Here is a 23693-nt window from a genome sequence, read left to right as displayed (position 1 = left end):
ACTTGGACGCGCCGCGGTCGGGTGGTATCGTTTGCGTCCCACTCCACAACGAAAGATCGGCATGCAAGCGACGCACTACGACACAAACAATTCCTTCGCCCGCATCCTGCGCGGCGAACTGCCTTCGATCCGGGTCTACGAGGACGCGGCCACCATCGCGATCATGGACATCATGCCCCAGGCCGATGGCCACGTCCTGGTGATCCCGAAGGAAGCCGCCGCCGATATCTTCGAACTGTCCGAAGACAATGCCGCCGCCTGCATCCGCACCACGAAACGGGTCGCCGCCGCGGTCAAGGCCGCGCTGCAGGCCCCGGGCGTGATGATCGCCCAGTTCAATGGCAGCGCGGCGGGCCAGACCGTGCCCCACGTGCACTTCCACATCGTCCCGCGCCATGCGGACATTCCCCTCAAGCCGCACGCCGGCGTTCCGGCGGACACCGGCCGGCTGCGCGAACTTGCCGAGCGCATCGTCGCCGCCTTGCCGGCAGGCGACGCGTAAGGAGCGCACCGCGGGCGGGCGTTGCGGTCAAGCGACGCCCTCGTCCTGTCGATCCAGGAAATCCGCCGCTGCGCAAGGGCGCCAAACGGACGCGAGGATCCCGCATGGCATACTGGGCCGGCCGTCGAACCGGACGGCGCCGCCCGGAACCGCACGCATTCCGGCCTGGCAGGATGCGAACCCGGCGTGCCCGATGTGGTCGAACCTCCTTTGCCGAGCATCGTCGCCATGGACCCACATGAAGCGGTACGCATCGCAGCACCTCCGGGCGACGCCTGCCCGCGGCCGACGCTCGGCCTGCGTGCGGCGGTCGCCCTGATCGTCGGCGTCGTCATCGGCGCCGGCATCTTCAAGGCGCCCGCGCTGGTCGCCGCCATGAGCGGCAGCGCCACCGCGATGTTCGCGCTGTGGGCGCTCGGCGGCCTGGCGTCCCTGGCCGGCGCCCTGTGCTACGCCGAGCTCGCCACCGCCTATCCGCATGCCGGCGGCGACTACCACTTCCTGCGGCGTGCCTATGGCCGCACGGTGTCCTTCCTGTTCGGCTGGGCGCGCTTTTCCGTCATCACCACCGGCTCGATCGCCCTGCTCGGCTTCGTCTTCGGCGACTACCTGCAGCAGGTCCTGCCCTTCCCGGGGCTGGCGCGCGGCGCCGGCGCCACCCTGTATGCCTGCGCCGTGATCGTCGTGCTCACCCTGCTCAACCTGCGCGGCATCCGCACCGGCGCCGCCACCCAGGGCTGGCTCACGCTGCTGGAGGTCGTCGGGCTGCTGCTGATCGCGGGGGCCGCCGCCTTCCTGGCCGATCCGGCTCCCGCCGCGCCTGTTCCACCGACGCCGGCCGAGGGCGCCGCGGCCTCCTACGGCATGGCGATGGTGTTCGTGCTGCTCACCTACGGCGGCTGGAACGAGGCCGCCTACATCAGCGCCGAGGTGCGCGACGCTCGCCGCTGCATGGCCAGGGCCCTGACCCTGTCGATCCTCGTCATCACCGGCCTCTACCTGCTCGTCACCTGGGCCTGCTGGCACGTGCTCGGGCTGGGCGGCATGGCGGCGTCCGAGGCGCTGGCCGCGGACGTCATGCGCGCCACCCTCGGCCCCGTCGGCGAAACCGTGATCGCGCTGCTGGTCGCCGTCTCCGCCCTCACCTCGATCAACGCCACCATGATCGTCGGCGCCCGCACCGGCTACGCCATGGGCTGCGACTGGCCGCGCCTGCGCCGGCTCGGGCGCTGGGACGGCGAGCGCGATTCGCCGGCCGCCGCCATGCTGGTGCAGGGCATCGCCGCCCTGGTGCTGGTCGGCGTCGGCAGCGCCGTCGGCAGCGGTTTCAAGGCCATGGTCGAATTCACCGCGCCCGTGTTCTGGCTGTTCTTCCTGCTCGCCGGCATCTCGCTGTTCGTGCTGCGCCGGCGCGAGCCCAGCCTGCCGCGCCCCTTCAAGGTGCCCCTGTATCCCTTGCTGCCGCTGCTGTTTTGCGCCACCTGCGCCTGGATGCTCTGGTCCAGCCTGTCCTACGTGGTCAGCCAGTCGCTCGGCGGCCTGAACGCGGCCTGGATCGGCGTGGCCGTGCTCGCCGCCGGCCTGCTGCTGTTGCCGCTCCTGGGCGGCCGCAAGGATGCGCCGGGCGCCTCCCCGTCACCCTGAACCCGCCTCGCTCACGCCCTGACCACTCAAGGAGAATCCCGATGAATTCCCCCTCCAGCCGGCGCCAGCTTCTGCTCCTGGGCGCCACCGCGACCGGACTTGGCCTCTTGACCGCACGTCCCCTGCTGGCCCAGCCGGCGCTTGCCAAGCCGACGCTCGACGTGCCCTACGTACCGACGCCCCAGGCCGTCGTCGACCGCATGCTGTCGCTGGCCAGGGTCGGCAAGGACGACGTCCTGTTCGACCTGGGCTGCGGCGACGGGCGCATCGTCGTCACCGCGGCCAGCCAGTTCGGCGCCCGCGGCACCGGCATCGACATCGATCCCGAGCGGATCGCCGAGGCCAGGGAGAACGCGCGCAAGGCCGGCGTCGAGAAACAGGTGCAGTTCAAGCAGGCCAACCTGTTCGAGACCGACCTCTCGAAGGCGTCCGTGGTCTCGCTCTACCTGCTGCCGACCATCAACGTCAAGCTGCGCCCGCGCCTGTGGCAGCAGTTGAAAGTCGGCTCGCGCGTGGTATCGCACGCCTTCGACATGGGCACCGAGTGGCCGGCGGACAAGACCGCGACCGTCGACGGGCGCACGATCTATTTCTGGACCATTACCGACGCGCAGAAACGGCAAGCAAGGGCCTGAGCCGCAGCCGTGCTGGGCGGAAGGTGTTTGCACGCATGGCGATCCCGTGTACACTGTAATGAGAATCATTCGCATCGACGGCGGCATATCCCTCCCCGGGCATATCGCCGCTTGCGGCTGCATCTACACCGGCAATCGTTCACGCAAAGGAAGCGCATGTGCGACAAACACCCTTCGCCCGGCCTCGCCGGGCTGGCCCTCCCTGGTCGGCAAGGCTCGCGCCGTCGGCGGATCTGGGAACTGCCCCGCAACTGCCACTGCCCGCTGGTCGGCGTCGGCCTGCCGCTGGCCCTGCTGCGCCGCCTGGCCGAGAAGGCCGCGGGCGGCGCGCTGCTGCACGACGACTACGAAGTGCACGTCGGCGCTGTCAGCGATTGCGGCCACCGCAACCGGCTGGCCGAGGCGATCCAGAAAGAACTCGACCGGCGTTATGCCCCCGTGGTCTTCCGCTTCCGCAGCGCCAGGAGCGCCGCCGAGGTGGGCGCGCTGTGGGATGCCGCGGTCGCGGCGGGCGACGTCGCCGGCGCCTTCTGGGCCGGGCTGAGCCACCCGGCCTGCGTGCCCGCGCTGGAAGAAAGGATGTGCCGCGACATCCACATGGTCCAGCACCAGGCCGGCGCCTGCGCCCGCGCCGACATGGGCAAGTACAAGGCCGCGTTGGCGGAGAATGCCCGGCTGGAGGCGGAACTGGCGCGCGCGCAGGCGCGCTGCAATGCTCTGATGCAGGAAAAGAAGCGCGAAGCGGACCGCTACGCCAGGGAAAGCATGGTCGCGCGCGCCGCCGCGATCGGCAAGGACACCGAGATCCTCGCGCTGCGCGGCGACATCGCGCGCTTGCGCGCCGAGGTTCCCGAGCTGGACAGCCGCAAGCGCCTGGCGAACCGGCTGGCGCGGATGGAATTGCGCGAACAGGCGCTGCGGGTCCGGCTCGCCGCATTGAAGGCGGCGCGCCAGGATGCCGCGCCGCAAGCCGCCGGGGTTTCCGCGCCTTCCGATGGATCCGTCGCCGCTCCCGCCGCGCAAGCCGGAACGACAGCGGCGGCCACGGCGGCGCCGACGATCCCGATCCACCTGGTCAACCGCAGCGTGCTGTGCGTCGGCGGGCGTAGCGGCAACCTGCCGTTCTATCGCCGCATGATCGAAGACGTGGGCGCCCAGTTCGCCCACCACGACGGCGGGCTGGAAGACGGCAGCCGCCAGCTCGAGGCCAGCCTGGCCGCGGCCGACCTGGTCATCTGCCAGACCGGCTGCATCAGCCACGGCGCCTACTGGCGCGTGAAGGAGTATTGCAAGCGCACGGGCAAGCGCTGCGTATTCGTCGACAACCCGAGCGTGTCCGGCCTGGCGCGCGGGTTGCGCGAGATCGGCGCGGACCGTGCACCTGACGATGCGCAGGAGCAAATCACGGCGGGCAGCGCGGCCTGCAAGGCTTGAGATTGACAAGCGGAACGGCCTGCGGCGGGCACGGTTTGGCACGCCGCAAGGGAAGTCGCCGTTCAATCGGAACAGGGTTGGAAGCACGCCGCGGGTGGCGTAGAGTGCTGCCACCGTTACACGACGAGGACGCCATGCACGCAACGAACTGGGGAAGTTTTTCTGCACTTGGGGCAATGGCCCTGAAGAACATGGACCGCTCGCGGCAGGCGCGCGGCAAGATGTACGAGCGCGCCGGCTATGGCCCGCAAGAGACAGCCTCCACCATCCTGCACACCGAGCCCGGCATGCAGTTGCGCCGCTACGGCGCCGCCGGCGACGGCCCGGCCGTATTGCTGGTGCCGGCGCCGATCAAGCGCTCCTACATCTGGGACCTGGCGCCCGAGATCAGCGTCGTGCAACGCTGGCTCGAACGCGGCTACCGGGTCTACCTGGCCGAATGGGTGCCGCTGGACGACGCCGCGCTCGACTTCGGCCTGGCCGACTACGGCGACCGCCTGCTGAGCCAGGCGCGCCGGGCGATCGCGGCCGACAGCGGCGAACACGGGGTCGTCGTCGCCGGCCACTCGCTGGGCGGCATCCTGGCCGCCATCCACAGCTGCCTGTATCCGGACGCCGTGCGCGCCACCGTGCTGCTCGAGGCGCCGCTGCATTTCGAGCCGAGCACCTGCTGCTTCTCGCCGCTGATCAAGCAAACTCCCGATGCGCGCAAGATCGCCGACACCTTCGGCCAGGTGCCCGGCGTGTTCCTGAACATGATGAGCGCAATGGCCGAGCCCCAGGCCTTCCAGTGGGAGCGCATGCTCGACCGCTGCATGTCCATGGCCCCCCCCCAGGCGCTGGCCACCCACATGCGCGTCGAGCGCTGGACCCACGACGAGTTCCCGCTGCCGGGCCGGCTGTTCGTGGACCTGGTCGAATCGCTCTACCGCAAGGACGAATTCATGCAGGGCCGGCTCGCCATCGGCGCCCGCACGGTCGGCCCGGCCGACCTGCGCAGCCCACTGGTCAGCGTCGCCGACCCGCGCAGCAAGGTGATTCCGCCCCAGGCCGTGATTCCCTTCCACGACGCGGCATCGAGCCCGGCCAAGCTGCTGCTCGAATACGGCGGCGACATCGGCGTCAACCTGCAACACGTCGGGGTGCTGGTCGGCCGCAGCGCGCACGCGCGCATCTGGCCGGCGATCTTCGCCTGGCTGGAAACCCAGCGCGTTCCAGGCCTGGCCGCGCTCGCGGACGACACTGCGGCCGGCGGCTGAAGCCGCGCCGCGGCTCACCGCAGACACCGCTTTTTCCGGAGGATGCGGTGCCTGCCGCAGGCGACACGAGGCGGCGCCTGCCAACAAAAAATGCGCAAGAGCAAGCAAGGCAGCGTAGAATCGCGTTTTTGCCCGGTGCCCGCGCATGACTACCCAACCCAAGCTGCCCGCCTCCGCCTCGACCTCCGCCGCCTCCTCCCAAGCCCCCACCGAACTCGTCCTCGGTCTCGAAGACCGGCCCGCCCCCCTGGTCGGCATGCTCGCCGCCCTCCAGCACCTGCTGGCCATCATCGTCCCGATCGTCACGCCTGGCCTGCTGATCTGCCAGGCCCTCGGCGTCTCGGCCCGCGACACCAACCTGATCGTCTCGATGTCGCTGGTGATTTCCGGCATCGCCACCTTCGTCCAGTGTCGCCGCTTCGGTCCGCTCGGCGCGGGCCTGCTGATCGTCCAGGGCACCAGCTTCAATTTCGTCGGCCCGCTGATCGCCGGCGGTTCGCTGATGGTCAAGCAGGGCACGCCGGTGGAAGCGGTGATGGCCGCGATCTTCGGCGTGGTGGTGGCCGGCTCCTTCGTCGAGATGGGCGTCTCGCGCGTCCTGCCCTTCGTGAAGCGCATGATCACGCCGCTGGTCACCGGGATCGTGGTGCTGATGATCGGCCTCACCCTGATCAAGGTCGGCCTGATCAGCATGGGCGGCGGCTTCGGCGCCATGGCCAACGGCAGCTTCGCCAACGGCGAGAACCTGCTCCTGTCGGGCCTGGTCCTGGCGATCATCGTGATCCTGAACCGCACCCGCGTGGTCTGGCTGCGCAGCAGCGCCATCGTGATCGCGCTGGCGGTCGGCTACGCGCTGGCCGGCTGGATGGGCCGCCTGGATTTCACGGGCATGCGCGAGGCCCCGGCCTTCCAGGTGCCGGTGCCGCTGCACTTCGGCCTCGACTTCTCGTGGTCGCTGTTCATCCCGATGATCGTGATCTACCTGGTCACCTCGCTGGAAGCGATCGGCGACGTCACCGCGACCAGCAAGATCTCGCGCGAGCCGGTCGAAGGGCCGGTCTGGATGAAGCGCATCAAGGGCGGCGTGCTGCTCAACGGCGCCAACTCGCTGCTGGCCGGCGTGTTCAACACCTTCCCCAGCTCGATCTTCGCGCAGAACAACGGCGTGATCCAGCTGACCGGCATCGCCAGCCGCCACATCGGCGTCTGGATCGCCCTGTTCCTGGTCGTGCTCGGCCTGTTCCCGAGCGTGGCCGGCGTGATCCAGGCCGTGCCCGAACCGGTGCTGGGCGGCGCCGCGATGGTGATGTTCGGCGCGGTCGCCGCGGCCGGCATCAACATCCTGGCCAGCGTGCAGCTCGACCGCCGCGCCCTGCTGATCATCGCCGTCTCCCTGGCCCTGGGCCTGGGCGTGTCGCAGGTGCCGGAATTCCTGGTGCACATGCCGGCGGCGATCCGCAACGTGCTCGAATCGGGTGTGGCCACCGGCGGCATCTGCGCCGTGCTGCTGAACTGGTTCCTGCCCGACAGCACCGAGCCGGCCGCCCACTGACGGCCCGCTTCGTTCCGGCGGCCGGCATCCTCGCCGGCGGCTGGGGGCGCGGTCCCGTATCGTTCCGCACAACGTTCTTCACCCGCACCCGACCGCACAGCGGCAGCCGATATCGCTCATCGGCGATGGTTGTCGGTCGCCCCCCTCTGGCCTGCAAGCTTTGTTTGCTGGTTATTAGCGTTTCCGTAGTCGCCAGCTGTCGATACATCGGTTTTAGTTGGGTTTTATGTTGGTTAGTTACATTTCGGAGCATAGGACCGCGCTTCCAGGCAGCTCCGATCCCAGGCCCTGTCTCCTTGCTCCGTGCCCGCTGGCGGCTGTTCGCTACATCCGGCGATGGCGCATCCGCCGCCCGGCGTGAAGGAACAGCCGGGCGCGCTCGCGGTCGCCGCGGTCGGCGGCGCCGATCGCTTCCCTGCCGAGGAATTCGTCCAGCCAGCATGCGTACTATCCCTTATTTCATTCATGAACTGTTCATTGATAAACTATGCCTCGACGGACCGATAACGGCCCGCCAGACCTCATCCCAACGACAAGGCAAACAACATGAAGAACACTCTCCTCCCCGCCCTGCTGCTCTCGCTGGTGGCCGGCTGCGCGTCGACCAGCCCGGCAGTTGCCGACGACCCGGTACGCGCCCGCGTCCTGGCCGAGCTCGAACAAGCCAAGGCCGACGGTTCCTACCCGATCACCGAGGCGCAGTATGCGAATCTCCCGGCGCCGCGCGCCTCCCAGGCCGCGGTCCAGCCCGCAGCGGGGAGCGGCGCGAACGGCGCGGCCGCGGCGCCTTGATATCAAGCGGCTACAATCCCTCTCTTTGTTTGCACGACAAGGAACAACGATGAGCGACTTTGGACCGACCGACCAGCGGCTGCGCCGCGTCGAGGCGCGCTTGCCGGGCTTTCCGGTGGACGCGATGCGGATGGTGCGCATGACCAACCACCTGAACAAGACCTTCCGCGACCGGACCAATGCGCTGGTCAGGAAATACGACCTGACCGATTCGAGCTATACGGTGCTGGCGATCCTGTATGGCTGCGTCGACGAAAGCTCGAGCGCATCGGAGCTGAGCGAGGCCTGCCAGGAAAAGCCGGCCAACCTGACCCGGGTTTGCGACGAGCTGGCGGCGCGCGGCCTGGTCGAGCGCGCTCCGAAACCGGGCGACCGCCGCTCCGTGATGATCAGGCTGAGCGAACGCGGCCGCGCGCTGGCCGAGCAGGCCATCCCGGAAGTCTCGGCGATGGTCATCGAAGCCTGCGGCGACTTCGATCCCGGCGAGCTGCGCCGGCTGTGCGAGCTGTACGCGCGCCTGCTGCGCCACCAGGACCGGCGCGCCTGAGGCAGCCGGCAAGCCGCCCGATTCCCGATGAGGCGGGCCAGGAGCGGTGCGCGTTCGCGGCATCGGCGCATGCGCAAGGCAGGCGCCGCCCGCGTATGCCGGGGGCTGCCGGAGCGCCGCAACCGGCGGGCCGCGCGGCACACCGGTCTCGTTCGCTGGGGCAGCCGAGAGCGCCTGACAAAACCCATGGCCGCGTTGCATCGTCTCGCCGTACAGGCATAGTGTCTTCGACGCTGCGCCGGGTGGCCGTATCCCTTGACCTGAAAGTCTTGTCAGGCGCCCTTGGTCCTTTGGTCCAATTGAACGTGCGCCCCCTTCCCGATCATCATGGCATTTTCCAACGCGGGTTCACCCGGAGGTGCCACATGATGCCTGCTCATCGTTTTCATCGGCCATCGCGGATCCTGGCGGCATGTGCTGTGCTCGCCTTGGCCGGGTGTGCCAGCAACAAGGTCCTGGACAACCAGCTCGCCAACAGCCAGGAGGCGATCGACCAGGCCCGGATCGCCGGCGCCGCCGACGCCGCGCCGGCCGACCTGTCGGCTGCGGTCGACAAGCTCGAGCGCGCGAGGGGCTCGGCCGGCCACCGCCGCGGCAAGGACGCGATGCGCCTGGCCGAGGAAGCGCAGGTCGACGCCAACCTGGCGCGCGCCAAGACCGACTCGGCCCAGGCCAGGATCGCGGCAGCTGAAATTACCAAGAGCAACCAGGTCCTGTATGACGAACTCAAGCGCATACGGCAGAACCAGTCGAGGTGAAAGATGAAGAACATGATCCGATCCAGCAGCGGCGCGCTGCTTGTCGCCATGATCGCGGCGGGCTGCGCCAGCAAGCCGCCGGCATCCGAGGTCGCGGCCGCCGAGACCGCCATCGGGAACGCCACGCAGGTGGTCGAACGGGCGGGCGCCGATCCCCACGTCACCCAGTACGCCGGCACGGAACTCGACCGCGCCAACGGTTCGCTGGACCAGGCCAGGCAGGCCTGGAGCAAGCACCATGACGTGAAGGCCGCCACCCACCTGGCCTACATCGCCCAGCGGCGCGCGGCGACCGCGGAACATCTTGCGAACGCACGCGCGGCGGAGGAAACCGTGAAGCTGGCGGCGGTCGAGCGCGACAAGGCGGCGGCGATGGCGGCCGCCGAGCGGCGCGGCAGGCCGACGCGGGAACTGATGCAGGAAGCGCTCACGGCCTTCCGCTCCGGCTCCGCCAAGCTGCCGCCCAGCGCCAACGACGCGATCAACGCGCTGGCGGTCAACTTGCGCAACAATCCGGAACAGGTGGTCGTGATCGAGGGCCACACGGACAATGTCGGCAAGCCCGCCTACAATCACAAGCTGGCCATGCAGCGGGCGGAAGCGGTGCGCATGGCCCTGATACGGCGTGGCATCGACAGCAGCCGCATCACCCTGCGCTCGCTCGGGGAAGACACGCCGGTGGCCAGCAACGACACCCGCATGGGCCGTAGCGAAAACCGGCGCGCCCAGATCATCGTCGGCGACATGGAAGGGACCGCGATGGGGTCGTCGCAGGGCGGCGCCACCGGTTCCGGCGGCGCACGCCACGAGCCGGGCAAGCATTGATGCCCAGGCCGGCAGGCTTCCTTCCGGGCCCCTGGCGCGCGGAAGGAAACCTGCCCCTTTCGCCCTCCTCCTCCCTGCCCGCTCCTTCGGTTCCGCGCGCCGCGCCGTCCGCCGCCCAGGCTTCGCGTGCGGTATGATCGCGGGGTCGCGCCGCTTCGCGCCACTTCGCCCCACCTCTCCACGATCCATGTCAGCCACCGAGCACGCCCCCGTCCAGGTCACCGATCGCTTCGTCCACCATCCCCAGGGCCGCCTCTTCGTGCGCAGCTGGCACCTTGACGGAAGCGCCGGCGACGCCGCACCCATCGTCCTGTTCCACGATTCCCTCGGCTGCGTCGCGTTGTGGCGCGGCTTCCCGGCCGCGCTGGCCGCCGCCACCGGCCGCCGCGTGATCGCCTACGACCGCCTCGGCTTCGGCCGTTCCGACCCGCGCAGAGGCAGCCTGGCGCCCGGATTCGTCGCCGAGGAAGCCGACATCGCGCTCCCGGCGCTGCAACGCGAAATGGGCTTCGGCCGCTTCGTCGCTTTCGGCCACAGCGTCGGCGGCGGCATGGCCGTGCACTGCGCGGCGCGCCACCCGGACGCTTGCCTCGCCCTGGTCACCGAGTCGGCCCAGGCCTTTGTCGAAGAGCGCACGCTGGCGGGGATCCGGGAAGCAAAGAGCGGCTTCCAGGATCCGGCCCGGTTCGCGCGCCTGGCGCGCCATCACGGAGAAAAGGCGCGCTGGGTACTCGATGCCTGGACCGAGACCTGGCTGGCCCCGGCGTTTCGCGACTGGTCGCTGGCCGACGCGTTGCCGCAAGTGGCCTGTCCGGTGCTGGCCCTGCATGGCGAGCACGACGAATTCGGCACGCCGCGCCACCCCGACATCATCGCCCGGCTCGCCGCCGGCCCCGGCCGGGTCGAGATCATCGGCGGCGCCTTCCACGTCCCGCATCGCGAACAGCCGGCCCTGATTCTGCGGCTGGCGACCGATTTCCTCGCAGCGCGGCCGGCCTGAAGGGCCGCCGGCCAGCACACTCCGCCGGCCGCGCGCGCATGCGCTGTGCGCGCATCGACACATCATCGTGCGGTTTCGCACAGCAGAACGATTTTCCCGCGTTTTCCCTGCGTTTTGGCCGCCGTTCTCCCTGCATGTGGATGCAAGGAGACAAAACAACGCGGCGCTCCCTACCCTTGCTGATTACCCATTAATAATTGTTGACAGTGTTGTCACATGAAAATAGAGTTTCACTATAGACGGCTGAGTTCCACCAAGAGAAACGGTGCCGCTATGCAGCTCTAGTGCGTTCGGCCTCGCCGGGGCCGAGCATCATAAAAATGAGGAGACAGCATCTGTGAAGAAGCACATCATCGCCATGGCCGCGCTCTGCGCCTGCATGTCCGCCGCATCGGCGCAAACCAGCGTCACCATCTACGGCATCGTCGACGCCGGCATCACCCACGTCAACAATGACGGCCCGAACGGCGGCCGCACCACGGTCGAAGCCGGCCAGATGCAGGTGTCGCGCTGGGGCTTCAAGGGCGTGGAAGACCTGGGCGGTGGCCTGAAGGCGCGCTTCGGCCTGGAAGGCACCCTGCTCAACGACACCGGCGCCGCCGGCGTCGGCACCGGCAACCCGCCGACCACCAGCCTGTTCGACCGCGAAGCCACCGTCGGCCTGACCGGCAACTTCGGCTCGATCGACTTCGGCCGCCAGAACATCCTGGGCGTGCTCTCGGTCGGCATGGCCGATCCGATGGGCCTGGCCTTCGCCGCCACCAGCCCAAACGTGCTGTTCGCCGCGATGAACCACGCCGGCGTCTACGGCGCCTACGGCGCCAACGGCAGCGGCACCGCGCTGCGCCAGAATAACTCGATCCGCTACGTCTCGCCTTCGTTCAGCGGCTTCGGCTTTGCGCTGATGCGCGCCTTCGGCGAGCAGGCGGGCGATTCGCAGCGCAACTCCTACCTGGGCGCCTCGGCCTTCTACAATGCCGGCCCGCTGAACCTGTACGGCGCCTATGCCCGCATGAAGAACAACGCGGCCAGCCCCGACCTGCTGCACTCGCACGCGATCGGCGTCAAGTACACCATGTCGCGCGCCGTGCTGAAGTCGACCTACTCGGAAAACAAACTCGACAGCACCGGCCGCAAGATCAGCGTCTTCGGCGCGGGCGTCGACGTCCCGGTGGCACCGGCCATCACCCTGACCGGCGCCTTCTATAACACCCGCCGCTCGGGCGACCTGAAGGACGACTCGCAGCAGTACATCTTCATCACCCGCTACGCGCTGAGCAAGCGCAGCACGGCCTACTTCTCGTACGGCCACGCCGCCACCGACCGCATCGTGTCGGCAACCGACATCAACCTGGCCCAGGGCTTCGTCTCGGTGGGCAGCGATTCGGCGAACCGCCTGACCGTGGGCGTGATGCACATGTTCTGATCGTTCTCGCGGACGACAAAAAGCCGGCTGGGCGCAAACCCAGCCGGCTTTTTTATTGTTATCGCATCATTCGTCGGGCGGGGTCATCCCGCCATCGCCTCGCGCTTGCCCTGCAGGTCGCGCCACTGCACCTTGCCGGTCGCCGACTTCGGCAGCGTGTCGCGGAACTCCACGATGCGCGGGCTCTTGTAGGCGGCCATGTTCTCGTGCGCCCAGGCGATGATGTCCTCTTCGCTGACGCTGCCGGCGAAGCCGTCCTTCAGCGCCACCACCGCCTTCACCGTCTCGCCGCGGCGCTCGTCGTGCGCGGCCACCACGCACACCTCGCGGATCGCCGGGTGCCGGTACATCAGCGACTCGACCTCGGCCGGCCAGACCTTGTAGCCCGAGGCGTTGATCATGCGCTTCAGGCGGTCGACCATGAAGAAGTAGCCATCCTCGTCGACCCGTCCGAGGTCGCCGGTCCGAAGAAAACGCTTGCCGTCGATCTCGACGAAGGTTTCGTTCGTCGCCTGCGGATTGTTCCAGTAGCCGCGCATCACCTGGGGCCCGTGGACGACGATCTCGCCGACCTCGCCCACCGCCAGTTCGCGCATGGTATCGGGATCGACCACGCGCGCGTCGACGTCGCAGATCGGGATGCCCAGGCACTGCTTCTTCGGTCGCTCGCCGGGGTTGATGTGGGTCGGGGCCATGGTCTCGGACATGCCGTAGCCCTCGACGTACTTGACGCCCATGAGATCCTGCATGCGCTGGGCGATCGCGTCGGGCATCGCCGCGCCGCCGCCGCTCATGCGCCGGATGCTCGACAAATCGTACTCGGCCACGCGCGGGCTCGACAGCATGTCGACCACCATGGTCGAGATCAGCTGGGTCGAGTTCACCCCGTAGCGCCGGATGCATTCGGCCGCCGTGTCGCGGTCCCAGCGCGACAGGATGACCACGGTCCCGCCGATGAAGATCGAGCCGTTCATCCCGCCCTGCATGCCGGTCACGTGGAAGAAAGGCAGCACGCACAGGGCGATCGAATCCTGCTGGGCGCCGAACCACTGCACGCCCGCCACCGTGTTGTACATCACGCTGCGGTGGGTGTGCATGCAGCCCTTCGGATTGCCGGTGGTGCCCGAGGTATACGGCATGCAGCACAGGTCGTCCGGCCCCGCCGTCAGCGGACCCGGGCGGCAGCCGCGCGCCAGCACGTCGCTCCACAGCACCATGCCCTCGCCCTCGATGGCGCGGCGCGGGGCGGCGACGAAGTCCGGCACCTTGAGGTCGGTGTCGCGCTCGATGTAGTCGGAATAGGCGGCAACCACCACGTGGCGCAGGCCGCCTTCGCCCAGCAGCGGCCGCACCTGCTCGACCAGGTCCTGGGGCGCGAAGATGGTGGTGGCGCCGGTGTCGCCGACGTAGTGGCGCAATTCCTCGGTCAGGTTCATCGGATTGACCGGCACCACCACCGCGTTGGCGCGCAGGATGGCGTAATAGGCAAGGATGAACTGCGGGCTGTTCTGCATGTAGAGCAGCACCCGGTCTCCCTGCCCCACGCCGCACTCGGCCTGCAGGAAGCCGGCGATGGCGTCGACCTCGTCCTTGAACTCGCTGTAGCTGATCGGCGTGTCGTAGTAGATGGCGAAGGTCTTGTCCGGGTAGCGGGTGGCCGACACCTCGAGGTTGTAGTACAGGTTCGTTTGCGGCACGCTCAGGTGCCGCGGCAGGCCCGTGGGCCAGAATGGGAAGTGGCGCTCCGACATCTTGTCTCCTGTAGTGTGGAGGCGGCTTGGATCCGCTCTTCTACTCTTGTGCTCGTCGATTCAGCGGTATTTTGCCAGCTCCAGCTTGGCGATCGCGTTGCGGTGCACTTCGTCCGGGCCGTCGGCCAGGCGCAGCGAACGCGCGCTGGCATAGGCCTGGGCCAGGCCGAAGTCCTGGCTGACGCCGGCGCCGCCATGGGCCTGGATCGCCCAGTCGATCACCTTGCAGGCCATGTTCGGCGCGATCACCTTGATCATCGCGATCTCGCGCGCCGCGACCTTGTTGCCCACCGTGTCCATCATGTGCGCCGCGTTGAACACCATCAGGCGCGCCTGGTCGATCAGGATGCGCGACTCGGCGATGCGCTCGCGCCAGACGCCCTGGTCGGCGACCTTGCGCCCGAAGGCGACACGCTCGAGGGTGCGCCGGCACATCGCCTCGAGCGCCATCTCGGCGCGCCCGATCAGGCGCATGCAATGGTGGATGCGGCCCGGGCCCAGGCGGCCCTGGGCGATCTCGAAGCCGCGGCCCTCGCCGAGCAGGATGTGGTCGAGCGGCACCCGCACGTTCTCGAACAGGACCTCGGCGTGCCCATGCGGCGCGTCGTCGTAACCGAAGACGTGCATGTCGCGCACGATGGACACGCCCGGGGTGTCGGTCGGCACCACGATCATCGACTGCTGGCGGTGGCGCTCCGGATTGTCGGGATCGGTCTTGCCCATGAAGATCATGACCTTGCAGCGCGGATCGGCCGCACCCGAGGTGAACCACTTGCGGCCGTTGACGACGTATTCGTCGCCGTCGCGCACGATGCTGGCCGTAATGTTGGTCGCATCCGACGACGCCACCTCCGGCTCGGTCATGGCGAAGGCCGAGCGGATCTCGCCGGCCAGCAGCGGCGCCAGCCAGGTCTTCTGGATCGCGGGCGACGCGTAGCGCACCAGTGTTTCCATGTTGCCGGTATCCGGCGCCGAGCAGTTGAACACTTCGGGGGCGATCGGCACCCGGCCCATCAGTTCGCACAAGGGCGCGTACTCGAGGTTGGAGAGGCCGGCGCCGTGCCCGGACTCGGGCAGGAACAGGTTCCACAGGCCGGCTTCCTTCGCCTTCGCCTTCAGGCGCTCCATGGTGTGCGGCACGGTGAAGCCATTGCCGGCCCGGCGCGCGGCGTCGACCTCTTCCTTGTAGGCGGCCTCCTGGGGGACGATCTCGGTGTCGATGAAATGCTTAACGCGCCGCTGCAGCTCGAGGGCGCGCTCGGAAAACTGGAAAGCCATATGTCTCCTGTTTTTGTGTGTAGGTACCGCACAGTGAAACGTAGTTTTACTTGCCACGTTTTACGCCCGACGAGTGTATCAGTCGAGAAAATGGAAGTAAACGACCGATCCGCGCTGCGAAACGCATGCACGTTGGTGCGGTACGGCAGGGTTGACACATGCCCTGTCGTGTTTTACTGTGCAAAATCAACACGTCGTCTATAGAACGGCGCACACAGGCAAAACCATGACATCACACGACACGAACACGCAAGCGCCGCCCGGCTTCGAGCGCCTGAAACGCGGCGGCCCCTACATGGCCAACCTGGGGGATCTGTACTGCAAGCGCGAGAACGGCGCCACCATCATCGCGATGCGCATCACCGAACAGCACACCAACATGCGCGGCATCGCCCACGGCGGCATGCTCGCCAGCCTGGCCGATTCGGCGCTCGGCCTGGGCCTGACCATGCATTGCGAGGGGCGCCAGTCCTTCGTGACCGTGAACCTCAGCACCGACTTCGTCGACGCCGCCCGTCCCGGCGACTGGGTCGAGGCCCACGTCGACATCCAGAAGCTGGGCGGGCGCGTCGCCTTTGCCAACTGCTTCCTGCAAGTGGGATCGAAACGCATCCTGCGCGCCAGCGGGGTGTTCGCGGTGATGAATGCGCTGACGCCGGAGCAGTTGAAGGCGGGGTATTGAAAACGGCCGGTCCGGATTGGCCTACCGTGGGACAAGGCTGTCCGGCTTGACGCACGCGTCCATCGTCGCCCGGTCATGGTCCACGAGCCAGGCATTGTGCGTATCATGGAGCGCCTTTGGAGCGGAAGCGTTTCGCCCAAGGACGTCCATCCCATGTCGTCGTACGGGTGCACGAATACGAAATCGATTACCGCTACACACCAGAGCAGGCTTCGCAAATTCGCGACCGGGGCCTCGAATGCAGGATGAACCCAGCCTCCACCGCCGAGTTTGCGGGATATGGCTGACTTAGCCAGCCAGCCGGTCGCTCCTCACGACTCCAGCCGCGACGCGATCTCGATCAGCCGCGGCCTGACCTCGTTCAGCAGGAACTCGGTCGACACGCTCGACGACGGCCCGCCGCAGTTGATCGACATGAGCTGGCTGCCGCCGATCGGGAAGAAGCCGACCGCGATGCCGTTGACGTCCTTCTGCCATTCGCCGAAGGAGGTGGTGCAGCCGAACTGCGCGTAGTCGCGCAGGCCCCGTTCCAGCCCGTCCTTCATGGCGGTGAAGGCCATCTCGTCGAGCTCGAGCGCGCGGCTGAGGATGTCCTTGCGCTCCTGCTCGGAGGCCTTGACCAGGTAGGCGCGGCCGATGGCGGAGATGGCGAGCGGCATGCGCGAGCCGACCTGCAGCGACAGCGACAGCGCCGCCGTGCTGCGGCAGACCTCGACGTAGATCATCGACAGCCGGTCGCGCATCGCGATCGAGACCGTGGTGCCGGAAAAATCGGCCAGCTCCTGCATCATCGGCCGCGCCAGCTGGCGGATGTCGAGGCGCGCCAGCATCGCGCTTCCCAGGCCCAGGGTGGCCGTGCCGAGCATGTAGCGCCCGCCCGTCTCCTGCACCAGGTAGCCGAGCCGCGTCAGGGTGTAGGTGATGCGCGTGACCGTGGACTTCGGCAGGCCGCAGCGTTCGGCGATCTGGTGGTTGGTCAGGCCCTTGTCGGCCGAGCGGAAGCAGGCCAGCACCTCGAGCCCGCGCGCGAGGGCCGTGATGTAGTAGCGGTCCTCGTTGTTCTTCGACGCGTCCAGGCCCTCGCCTGTCTCGGACTCGTCGGCATTGCGGTTCATCTCGCTTGCTTGCATGGCTCACCCCAGTTTGAATGCCGCGGCAAAGCGCGGCAGAAGACGAATACGAATGCGCGAATTCTTTTGCTATTGCACCGAAGACTCTTTCCGAGATCGATTTCGCATGGCAAACTGGCTGAACCGTTCTGCATAGCGTTCCGGGTCCACGCCAGCGGCACCTTGGCGCGGCACGGATTCATCGATGGGAGGCGTTGCGCCCCGCTGATGAACTAACCGTTGCTACCGATGCAAAAGTGTCGTATTCTTTTTTCGTTCCATTTTACACCGCTTTGTTTCACCTAGCAAAACGAATGATCTGAATACCCATGGGTTCCCAGGAACCCGCGCACAGGAGTCAGAAGCATGTTGAAAGCTCAGGTTTTGTCGAGCACGAACGGATCGCACGACGCATTGCACGTCACGTCTCACGGCCGGGGTCACCCGTCCGCTTCCCCATCCACCACCCCATTCCCGCCCGGCGGGATGGCGCGCCGCGCCTGACGCGCACGCAATCAACCAAGGAGGATGGCTTCATGAGCGAAACCAGGTACCAGCGCGCCAAGGCCGTGGTCTGCCGCACCACCGGGGAACCGGTGGTGGTCGAGGAGATCGAGGTCGAATTCCCGCGGCGCGGCGAGGTGATGATCAAGACGGCGGCCTGCGGGATCTGCCACAGCGACCTGTCCGCCACCAACGGCACGATCCCGATGCCCGCTCCCCTCGTGCTCGGGCACGAAGGCGCCGGCGTGATCGTCGCCGTCGGCGAAGGCGTGAGCGAATACGCGGTCGGCGACCACGTGCTCAGTTCTTTTGTGAGCATGTGCGGCAAGTGCCGCTGGTGCCAGACCGGCCGGCCGCAGCTGTGCGACCAGGCCGCCAGGGCCGCGATCTCCCTGCCCGACGGCACGGTGCGCACCCGCGGCCTGGACGGCCAGCCCATCAACATCTTCTCCGGCTGCGGCGTGATGGCCGAATACGCCACCCTGCACGTCGATAACGTAGTCAAGATCGCCCAGGACGTGCCGCTCGACCGCGCCTGCCTGGTCGGCTGCGGCGTCATGACCGGCGTGGGCGCCGCCACCAACACCGCGAAAGTCGAACCCGGCTCGATCGCCGTCGTCTTCGGCTGCGGCGGCGTCGGCCTGAACGCGATCCAGGGCTGCCGCATCGCCGGCGCCGCGATGATCGTCGCCGTCGACATGTCCGACGCCAAGCTCGCGATGGCGCAGGAGTTCGGCGCCACCCACAGCATGAACGCAGCCACGCCCGACCTGGTCAAGGCCCTGCGCAAGCTCACCAATGGCGGCGCCGACTACGCCTTCGAGTGCGTCGGCAAGGGCGAGATCGTGGCCCAGGCCTACGCCGTGCTGGCCAAGGGCGGCAAGGCGGTCGCGGTCGGCGTGGCGCATCCGAAGGACACGACCACGGTGCGCACCGGCAGCCTGACCTTCGAGGAAAAGACGCTTACCGGCAGCTACTTCGGCTCGGCCCGTCCGCGCCAGGACTTTCCGCGCCTGCTGGCCCTGTACCGCGCCAAGCGCCTGAAGCTCGACGAACTGATCACGCGCCGCTACCGCATCGAGGAAGCGCCGCAGGCCTTTGCCGACCTGGCCGAAGGACGCAACGCACGCGGGGTCATCATGTTCGACTAAGCTTCGCCCCTCCGTACGGCATCCAAAAGCAACAGCACCACATATAAAATAATGGAGACAGATTTTGGAGCTTTTCCTGCAACAGGTCCTCAACGGACTCACCCTGGGCGGCGTCTACAGCCTCGTCGCGCTGGGGCTCACGCTGGTGTACGGCATCCTGCACGTGCCCAATTTCGCGCACGGCGCCTTCTACATGGCCGGCGCCTACTCGGCCTTCTTCATCATCGATAAACTCGGCATGAACTACTGGTGGGGCATGCTCGGCGCCGCCGTCGTCGTCGCGCTGATCTCGGTGCTGTCCGAACGCCTGGTCTTCCATCCGCTGCGCAAGGCGCCCTACCTGCACCACATGATCGCCTCGATCGGCATCCTGCTGTTCCTGGAAGCCGGCGCCCAGGCCATCTGGGGCGCGGACTTCCACCGCATGGCCACGCCCTACAACCAGATCCTCACCTTCGGCGGCCTGACCATGCCGGCCCAGCGCGTGCTGATCATCGTCGCGGCCTTCCTGCTGGTTGCGCTGCTGCAGCTGTTCCTGAAGAAGACCGTGACTGGCGCCACCATCGTCGCCATGGCCCAGAACCGGGAAGGCGCCGCCCTGGTCGGCATCGACGCCACCCGCGTCGCCATGCTCACCTTTGCGATTGCCGGCGCCCTGGCCGGCATGGCGGCGGTGCTGTACGCGCCGATCAACCTGGTCTACACCTCGATGGGGAACCTGGTGATCACCAAGGCCTTCGTCATCATCGTGCTGGGCGGGATGGGCAGCGTGCCCGGGGCGATCGTCGGCGGCCTGATCATCGGCTTCGCCGAAGCCTTCGGCGCCTTCTACATCTCGACCGACTACAAGGACATCATCGCCTTCGCGCTGCTGGTGCTGATCCTGTCGCTGCGTCCTCAGGGCCTGTTCGCGAAAGGGGCACACTGATGAAACTGTTCAACGCAAAGCTCGGCTGGGGCCTGCTGCTGGTGCTGGCACTCGCCTTCCCCTTCATGGCCGGTAACGACTACCACCTGACGGTGATGTCGACCGCCTACATCTACGCGATCGCCACCATCGGCCTGAACCTGATCACCGGCTACACCGGCCAGTTCAACCTGGCCCACAGCGGCTTCATGGCGGTCGGCGCCTACACGGTCGGCATCCTGACGGTCGACTACGGCGTCTCGTTCTGGCTCGCCTTTGCCCTGTCGGGCGTGGTCGCGGCCATCCTCGGCTTCTTCGTCGGCATCGTGTCGCTGCGCCTGAAGACCCACTTCTTCTCGATCTTCACGCTGTGCGTGGGCTACATCATGTACCTGGTCATCGAGAAGTGGGAAAGCTTCACCCACGGCACCGTTGGCATCATGGGCATCCCGGCCCCGGAGAGCATCGGCTCGCTCGACTTCTCCGAGCCGCGCACCCAGTACTACCTGGTGCTGTTCTTCCTGGTCGCCAGCCTGTGGATCATGCACCGCATCGTCCACTCGCTGCTGGGCCGCACCTTCATGGCGATCCGCAACAGCGATGAACTGGCCCAGGCGCTTGGCATCAACCTGATGCGCAACAAGCTGCTGGCCTTCATGCTGTCGGTGTTCTTCTCGGGGATGGCAGGCGGCCTGTACGCCGGCTACGTGCGCTTCCTGGGCCCGGGCGTGGCCAGCGTCGAGCACACCTTCGACATGACCATGTACATGCTGGTCGGCGGCATCGGCACCCTGCTCGGCCCCCTGCTCGGCGCGATCTCCGTGCCGTGGCTGACCCAGTACCTGCAGTTCCTGCAGGAGTACCGCTTCGTGGTGTTCGGCCCGGTGCTGGTCCTGCTCGTCATCTTCCTGCCGCACGGGATCGTCGGCACCTACCTCAACCGCCAGCGCAGGAAGGCCGCCATGCGCGCGCCGGCACAGGCCTTGCCGCCTGCGGCAGCGCCGGCGCCGGATACGTCCCATGCCGCACCGAAGGGAGAAGCCAAGCATGCTTAAGATCGACCACCTGACCAAGCGCTTCGGCGGCCTGGCCGCCGTCAACGACGTCAGCGCAAGCTGCGAGCGCGGCACCATCAACGCCATCATCGGACCGAACGGCGCCGGCAAGACCACTTTCTTCAACCTGATCAGCGGCGCGATCGCGCCGACCTCGGGCAAGGTACTCTTCGACGGCAAGGACGTGACCGGCCTGCGCGCCGACCAGGTTGCGCGCCTCGGCATGGCGCGCACCTTCCAGACCACGACCCTGTTCGACACCGCCACCGTGCTCGACAACCTGATCGTCGGCCACCGCCTGCGCACCGGCTCGACCCTGGTCGACGCCGTGCTCGGCACCCGGCGCATGAAGGAGGAAGAACGCCGCTGCCGCGAGAAGGCGCGCGCCGCCCTCGACTTCGTCGGCCTGTCGCACATCGAATCGCGCATCGCCGGCGACATCTCGCAGGAGGAAAGGAAGCGCGTCGCCTTCGCCCTGGCGCTGTCGACCGACCCGACCCTGCTGCTGCTGGACGAGCCGGCCGGCGGCGTCAACCCGGAAGAAACCGAGGGCCTGGCGCGCCTGATCCGCAAGATGGCCGACAGCGGCCTGACGGTCTGCCTGATCGAACACAAGATGGACATGATCATGAACCTGGCCGACCGCATCCTGGTGCTGAACTACGGCGAACGCATCGCCGAGGGCACGCCCGCCGAGATCCGCACCAACCCGGTCGTGATCGAAGCCTACCTGGGGAGCGAACATGCTTAGACTCGACAAGGTGAATCTTTCCTACGGCAGTTTTCGCGCGCTGCACGACGTCAGCCTGCATGCGGACGAAGGCGAGCTGGTGGTGCTGCTAGGCTCGAACGGCGCGGGAAAGAGCTCGATCTTCCTCACCATGAGCGGCTTGAACAAGGCCTCCTCGGGCACGATCCGCTTCGGCTCGCAGAACCTGGTCGGCCGCAAGCCCTCGCAGATCGTGGCCGACGGCCTGATCCACTGCCCGGAAGGGCGCAAGCTCTTCCCCGGCATGTCGGTACTGAAGAACCTGACGCTGGGCGCCTACGTGCACCGCGGCGACAGCCGCGGCACCCAGCGCACGCTGGACGAGGTGTTCGAGCTGTTCCCGATCCTGCACGAGAAGAAGGACAGCCCGGCCGGGTCGCTCAGCGGCGGCCAGCAGCAGATGGTGGCGATCGGGCGCGCCCTGATGGGCCGCCCGAAGGCGCTGCTGCTCGACGAGCCTTCGCTGGGCCTGGCGCCGCTGGTGGTCAAGCAGATGTTCGAGATCATCGCCCGCATCAACAAGGCCGGCACCACGGTGCTGCTGGCCGAGCAGAATGCCTATGCGGCGCTGAACATCGCCAGCCGCGCCTACGTCATCGAACAGGGCCGCATCGTGATGGAGGGCGGACGCGACGAATTGCTGAACAATGCGCAGGTGCGCAAAGCCTACATAGGCGCTTGACACGTTTTTGCAGTAACCGGGGTTTCATCAGTAGTACCTACAACAAGCAAAACCAAGGAGACACCACCATGAAGATGCAAGCGAAACTGACCCGCCGCACCCTGCTGGCCGCCGCCGCGGCCACCCTCGCCCTGGCCGGCGGCGCCGCCCACGCCCAGGAAGTCATCAAGATCGGCTTCTCGGGCCCGCTGAGCGGCGGCGCCGCGCTCTACGGCAAGAACGTCCTGTCCGGCATGGAGATGGCGGCCGCCGAGATCAACGCCAAGCCGCTGGAAATCGGAGGCAAGCGCTACAAGGTCGAGATCGTGGCCCTGGACGACAAGTACAACCCGTCCGAGACCGCGATCAACGTGCAGCGCCTGGTCCAGCAGCACAAGACCCCGGCCGTGCTGGTGCCGCACTCGGGCGGCGTGTTCGCGGTCCAGGCCTTCAACGAAAAGTCGAAGGTGCTGCTGCTGGCCTACACCAGCCTGCCCCAGGTGACCGAGCGCGGCAACAAGCTGACGATCCGCATCCCGCCCGACTTCACCGGCTACATCGCCCCGTTCACCAAGGCCATGATGGCCAAGCACGGCAAGAACGTCGCCATGGTCCAGGCCGACCACGACTACGCGAAAGCCTGGGCCGCCGCCTTCAAGCCGGTGTGGGAAGCCAACGGCGGCAAGGTCGTCGCCGAAAACCCGATGTCCTACAACAAGGCGACCGACTTCTACAGCGGCGTGAGCCGCGCGATGCAGGCCAAGCCGGACGTCATGTTCATCGGCGGCGCGTCCGAGCCGACCGCGCTGGTCGCCAAGCAGGCGCGCGAACTGGGCTTCAAGGGCGGCTTCATCATCCTCGACCAGGCCAAGATCGACGAGATGGCGAAAGTCGTCGGCGGCATCGCCCCGCTGGAAGGCTCGATCGGCGTGATGCCGCTGGCGAACGACGACCGTCCGGAAGCGGTCGCCTTCACCCAGCGCTACCGCAAGCTGAACCCGGGCAAGGACCCGAGCACCGAGATCAGCCTGAACTACTCGACCGTGCACGCGACCGTCGCCGCCATGAAGCTGGCCGGCACCACCACCGACGCCGAGAAGATCCGCGCCCAGATGGAAAAGGCCTACACCACGCTGCCGCCCGAGTACAACCCGAACGACATCGACGGCCTGGACGCCAAGGGCGGCACCATCGCGAACGTCATCCTCGGCACCGTCGAGGGCGGCAAGGTCAAGGGGCAGTTCCTGCGTGCGATCAACGCGGCGAAGTGATCGATTCGAGGCGGCTTGCAAGGCCGCCAAATAAATGAAAAGCCCGCTACCGCTTCCGGTAGCGGGCTTTTTTGTAGGGTGGGTCGGGCCGCGCAAGGCTCTTGAACCCACGGGGTCTTTCGTGCGCTTGCGTGCCCCGACAGACGTTTCTACCCGCACCCGCCGCACCGCGTGGGTTCGA

General features: G+C 67.4%; 23 protein-coding genes. 19 read left to right on the top strand and 4 right to left on the bottom strand.

What is annotated here, in order from left to right; translation table 11 throughout:
• Nucleotides 1-61: 61 nt before the first annotated feature.
• From RT688_RS18585 to RT688_RS18530, 12 genes are all read left to right on the top strand, one after another.
• Nucleotides 62-502, top strand: coding sequence for an HIT family protein (locus RT688_RS18585; protein ID WP_313706332.1), 441 nt, complete (start codon nt 62-64; stop codon nt 500-502).
• Between the two features lie 228 nt (nt 503-730).
• A complete protein-coding gene (locus RT688_RS18580; RefSeq protein ID WP_313706331.1) occupies nt 731-2146 on the top strand; it encodes an APC family permease in 1416 nt (471 codons plus the stop codon).
• A gap of 41 nt (nt 2147-2187) precedes the next feature.
• On the top strand, nt 2188-2781 hold the full coding sequence (locus RT688_RS18575) for a class I SAM-dependent methyltransferase (protein WP_313706330.1): 594 nt from the start codon (nt 2188-2190) through the stop codon (nt 2779-2781).
• Between the two features lie 156 nt (nt 2782-2937).
• Nucleotides 2938-4215, top strand: a complete 1278-nt coding sequence (locus RT688_RS18570; RefSeq protein ID WP_313706329.1) for a DUF2325 domain-containing protein — start codon at nt 2938-2940, stop codon at nt 4213-4215.
• Nucleotides 4216-4349: 134 nt separating this feature from the next.
• Nucleotides 4350-5474, top strand: coding sequence for an alpha/beta fold hydrolase (locus RT688_RS18565; protein WP_313706328.1), 1125 nt, complete (start codon nt 4350-4352; stop codon nt 5472-5474).
• A gap of 145 nt (nt 5475-5619) precedes the next feature.
• Nucleotides 5620-7026 (top strand): nucleobase:cation symporter-2 family protein, encoded by a 1407-nt coding sequence (locus RT688_RS18560; protein WP_313706327.1) that lies wholly within the window; start codon nt 5620-5622, stop codon nt 7024-7026.
• Between the two features lie 546 nt (nt 7027-7572).
• Nucleotides 7573-7818 (top strand): DUF4148 domain-containing protein, encoded by a 246-nt coding sequence (locus RT688_RS18555; protein WP_313706326.1) that lies wholly within the window; start codon nt 7573-7575, stop codon nt 7816-7818.
• A 49-nt stretch (nt 7819-7867) separates the two neighbouring features.
• Complete coding sequence (locus RT688_RS18550; RefSeq protein ID WP_313706325.1) at nt 7868-8365, top strand: MarR family winged helix-turn-helix transcriptional regulator; 498 nt, start codon at nt 7868-7870, stop codon at nt 8363-8365.
• Between the two features lie 419 nt (nt 8366-8784).
• Nucleotides 8785-9123 (top strand): DUF4398 domain-containing protein, encoded by a 339-nt coding sequence (locus RT688_RS18545; RefSeq protein WP_313706324.1) that lies wholly within the window; start codon nt 8785-8787, stop codon nt 9121-9123.
• Nucleotides 9124-9135: 12 nt separating this feature from the next.
• Entirely contained in the window at nt 9136-9948 is an 813-nt protein-coding gene (locus tag RT688_RS18540; protein WP_313706323.1) for an OmpA family protein, read from the top strand.
• Nucleotides 9949-10135: 187 nt separating this feature from the next.
• On the top strand, nt 10136-10948 hold the full coding sequence (locus RT688_RS18535) for an alpha/beta fold hydrolase (RefSeq protein WP_313706322.1): 813 nt from the start codon (nt 10136-10138) through the stop codon (nt 10946-10948).
• Nucleotides 10949-11285: 337 nt separating this feature from the next.
• Nucleotides 11286-12374 (top strand): porin, encoded by a 1089-nt coding sequence (locus RT688_RS18530; protein ID WP_313706321.1) that lies wholly within the window; start codon nt 11286-11288, stop codon nt 12372-12374.
• An 83-nt stretch (nt 12375-12457) separates the two neighbouring features.
• Here RT688_RS18530 and RT688_RS18525 read toward each other — a convergent pair whose 3' ends face one another.
• On the bottom strand, nt 12458-14125 hold the full coding sequence (locus RT688_RS18525; RefSeq protein ID WP_313706320.1) for a long-chain fatty acid--CoA ligase: 1668 nt from the start codon (nt 14123-14125) through the stop codon (nt 12458-12460).
• 60 nt (nt 14126-14185) lie between these two features.
• A complete protein-coding gene (locus RT688_RS18520; RefSeq protein WP_313706319.1) occupies nt 14186-15403 on the bottom strand; it encodes an acyl-CoA dehydrogenase family protein in 1218 nt (405 codons plus the stop codon).
• Nucleotides 15404-15629: 226 nt separating this feature from the next.
• Here RT688_RS18520 and RT688_RS18515 point away from each other — a divergent pair, with 226 nt between their 5' ends.
• Entirely contained in the window at nt 15630-16085 is a 456-nt protein-coding gene (locus RT688_RS18515; RefSeq protein WP_313706318.1) for a PaaI family thioesterase, read from the top strand.
• A 21-nt stretch (nt 16086-16106) separates the two neighbouring features.
• On the opposite strand, the gene RT688_RS23875 is transcribed toward RT688_RS18515, so the two are convergent.
• Together RT688_RS23875 and RT688_RS18510 are read right to left on the bottom strand one after the other, a co-directional pair.
• Entirely contained in the window at nt 16107-16235 is a 129-nt protein-coding gene (locus RT688_RS23875) for a DUF3885 domain-containing protein (protein ID WP_409521945.1), read from the bottom strand.
• 161 nt (nt 16236-16396) lie between these two features.
• Nucleotides 16397-17200, bottom strand: coding sequence for an IclR family transcriptional regulator (locus RT688_RS18510; protein WP_313706359.1), 804 nt, complete (start codon nt 17198-17200; stop codon nt 16397-16399).
• Between the two features lie 530 nt (nt 17201-17730).
• Between RT688_RS18510 and RT688_RS18505 the strand changes: the two genes are divergently transcribed.
• The 6 genes from RT688_RS18505 to RT688_RS18480 all read left to right on the top strand — a co-directional run bounded on the left by RT688_RS18505 (nt 17731) and on the right by RT688_RS18480 (nt 23512).
• Nucleotides 17731-18849: a Zn-dependent alcohol dehydrogenase gene (locus tag RT688_RS18505; protein ID WP_313706317.1), complete on the top strand. Its 1119-nt coding sequence runs from the start codon at nt 17731-17733 to the stop codon at nt 18847-18849.
• Nucleotides 18850-18913: 64 nt separating this feature from the next.
• Nucleotides 18914-19777 (top strand): branched-chain amino acid ABC transporter permease, encoded by an 864-nt coding sequence (locus tag RT688_RS18500; RefSeq protein WP_313706316.1) that lies wholly within the window; start codon nt 18914-18916, stop codon nt 19775-19777.
• The gene (locus RT688_RS18495) at nt 19777-20811 is read left to right on the top strand and encodes a branched-chain amino acid ABC transporter permease (protein ID WP_313706315.1); all 1035 of its coding nucleotides are present in this window, start codon (nt 19777-19779) and stop codon (nt 20809-20811) included. The genes RT688_RS18500 and RT688_RS18495 overlap by 1 nt, the downstream gene beginning before the upstream one ends.
• Nucleotides 20804-21562 carry an ABC transporter ATP-binding protein gene (locus RT688_RS18490; RefSeq protein WP_313706314.1) on the top strand — a complete coding sequence of 253 codons (759 nt, stop codon included), beginning with the start codon at nt 20804-20806 and terminating at the stop codon, nt 21560-21562. The genes RT688_RS18495 and RT688_RS18490 overlap by 8 nt, the downstream gene beginning before the upstream one ends.
• A complete protein-coding gene (locus tag RT688_RS18485; protein WP_313706313.1) occupies nt 21555-22262 on the top strand; it encodes an ABC transporter ATP-binding protein in 708 nt (235 codons plus the stop codon). The genes RT688_RS18490 and RT688_RS18485 overlap by 8 nt, the downstream gene beginning before the upstream one ends.
• Before the next feature lie 74 nt (nt 22263-22336).
• On the top strand, nt 22337-23512 hold the full coding sequence (locus RT688_RS18480; protein ID WP_313706358.1) for an ABC transporter substrate-binding protein: 1176 nt from the start codon (nt 22337-22339) through the stop codon (nt 23510-23512).
• Nucleotides 23513-23693 lie beyond the last annotated feature (181 nt).

It is taken from the genome of Massilia sp., from assembly GCF_032106685.1.
GTDB lineage: Bacteria > Pseudomonadota > Gammaproteobacteria > Burkholderiales > Burkholderiaceae_D > Telluria.
This window is presented reverse-complemented; position numbering and strand designations above follow the sequence as displayed.

Bases quoted from the DNA above. Each gene is read 5' to 3' on its own strand.
- RT688_RS18580 (WP_313706331.1), top strand. From the start codon at position 731: ATGGACCCACATGAAGCGGTACGCATCGCAGCACCTCCGGGCGACGCC.
- RT688_RS18575 (WP_313706330.1), top strand. From the start codon at position 2,188: ATGAATTCCCCCTCCAGCCGGCGCCAGCTTCTGCTCCTGGGCGCCACC.
- RT688_RS18535 (WP_313706322.1), top strand. From the start codon at position 10,136: ATGTCAGCCACCGAGCACGCCCCCGTCCAGGTCACCGATCGCTTCGTC.
- RT688_RS18480 (WP_313706358.1), top strand. From the start codon at position 22,337: ATGCAAGCGAAACTGACCCGCCGCACCCTGCTGGCCGCCGCCGCGGCC.
- RT688_RS18565 (WP_313706328.1), top strand. From the start codon at position 4,350: ATGCACGCAACGAACTGGGGAAGTTTTTCTGCACTTGGGGCAATGGCC.
- RT688_RS18555 (WP_313706326.1), top strand. From the start codon at position 7,573: ATGAAGAACACTCTCCTCCCCGCCCTGCTGCTCTCGCTGGTGGCCGGC.
- RT688_RS18490 (WP_313706314.1), top strand. From the start codon at position 20,804: ATGCTTAAGATCGACCACCTGACCAAGCGCTTCGGCGGCCTGGCCGCC.
- RT688_RS18570 (WP_313706329.1), top strand. From the start codon at position 2,938: ATGTGCGACAAACACCCTTCGCCCGGCCTCGCCGGGCTGGCCCTCCCT.
- RT688_RS18520 (WP_313706319.1), bottom strand. From the start codon at position 15,403: ATGGCTTTCCAGTTTTCCGAGCGCGCCCTCGAGCTGCAGCGGCGCGTT.
- RT688_RS18550 (WP_313706325.1), top strand. From the start codon at position 7,868: ATGAGCGACTTTGGACCGACCGACCAGCGGCTGCGCCGCGTCGAGGCG.
- RT688_RS18495 (WP_313706315.1), top strand. From the start codon at position 19,777: ATGAAACTGTTCAACGCAAAGCTCGGCTGGGGCCTGCTGCTGGTGCTG.
- RT688_RS18540 (WP_313706323.1), top strand. From the start codon at position 9,136: ATGATCCGATCCAGCAGCGGCGCGCTGCTTGTCGCCATGATCGCGGCG.
- RT688_RS18485 (WP_313706313.1), top strand. From the start codon at position 21,555: ATGCTTAGACTCGACAAGGTGAATCTTTCCTACGGCAGTTTTCGCGCG.
- RT688_RS18560 (WP_313706327.1), top strand. From the start codon at position 5,620: ATGACTACCCAACCCAAGCTGCCCGCCTCCGCCTCGACCTCCGCCGCC.
- RT688_RS18585 (WP_313706332.1), top strand. From the start codon at position 62: ATGCAAGCGACGCACTACGACACAAACAATTCCTTCGCCCGCATCCTG.
- RT688_RS23875 (WP_409521945.1), bottom strand. From the start codon at position 16,235: ATGGACGTCCTTGGGCGAAACGCTTCCGCTCCAAAGGCGCTCCATGAT.
- RT688_RS18505 (WP_313706317.1), top strand. From the start codon at position 17,731: ATGAGCGAAACCAGGTACCAGCGCGCCAAGGCCGTGGTCTGCCGCACC.
- RT688_RS18515 (WP_313706318.1), top strand. From the start codon at position 15,630: ATGACATCACACGACACGAACACGCAAGCGCCGCCCGGCTTCGAGCGC.
- RT688_RS18510 (WP_313706359.1), bottom strand. From the start codon at position 17,200: ATGAACCGCAATGCCGACGAGTCCGAGACAGGCGAGGGCCTGGACGCG.
- RT688_RS18525 (WP_313706320.1), bottom strand. From the start codon at position 14,125: ATGTCGGAGCGCCACTTCCCATTCTGGCCCACGGGCCTGCCGCGGCAC.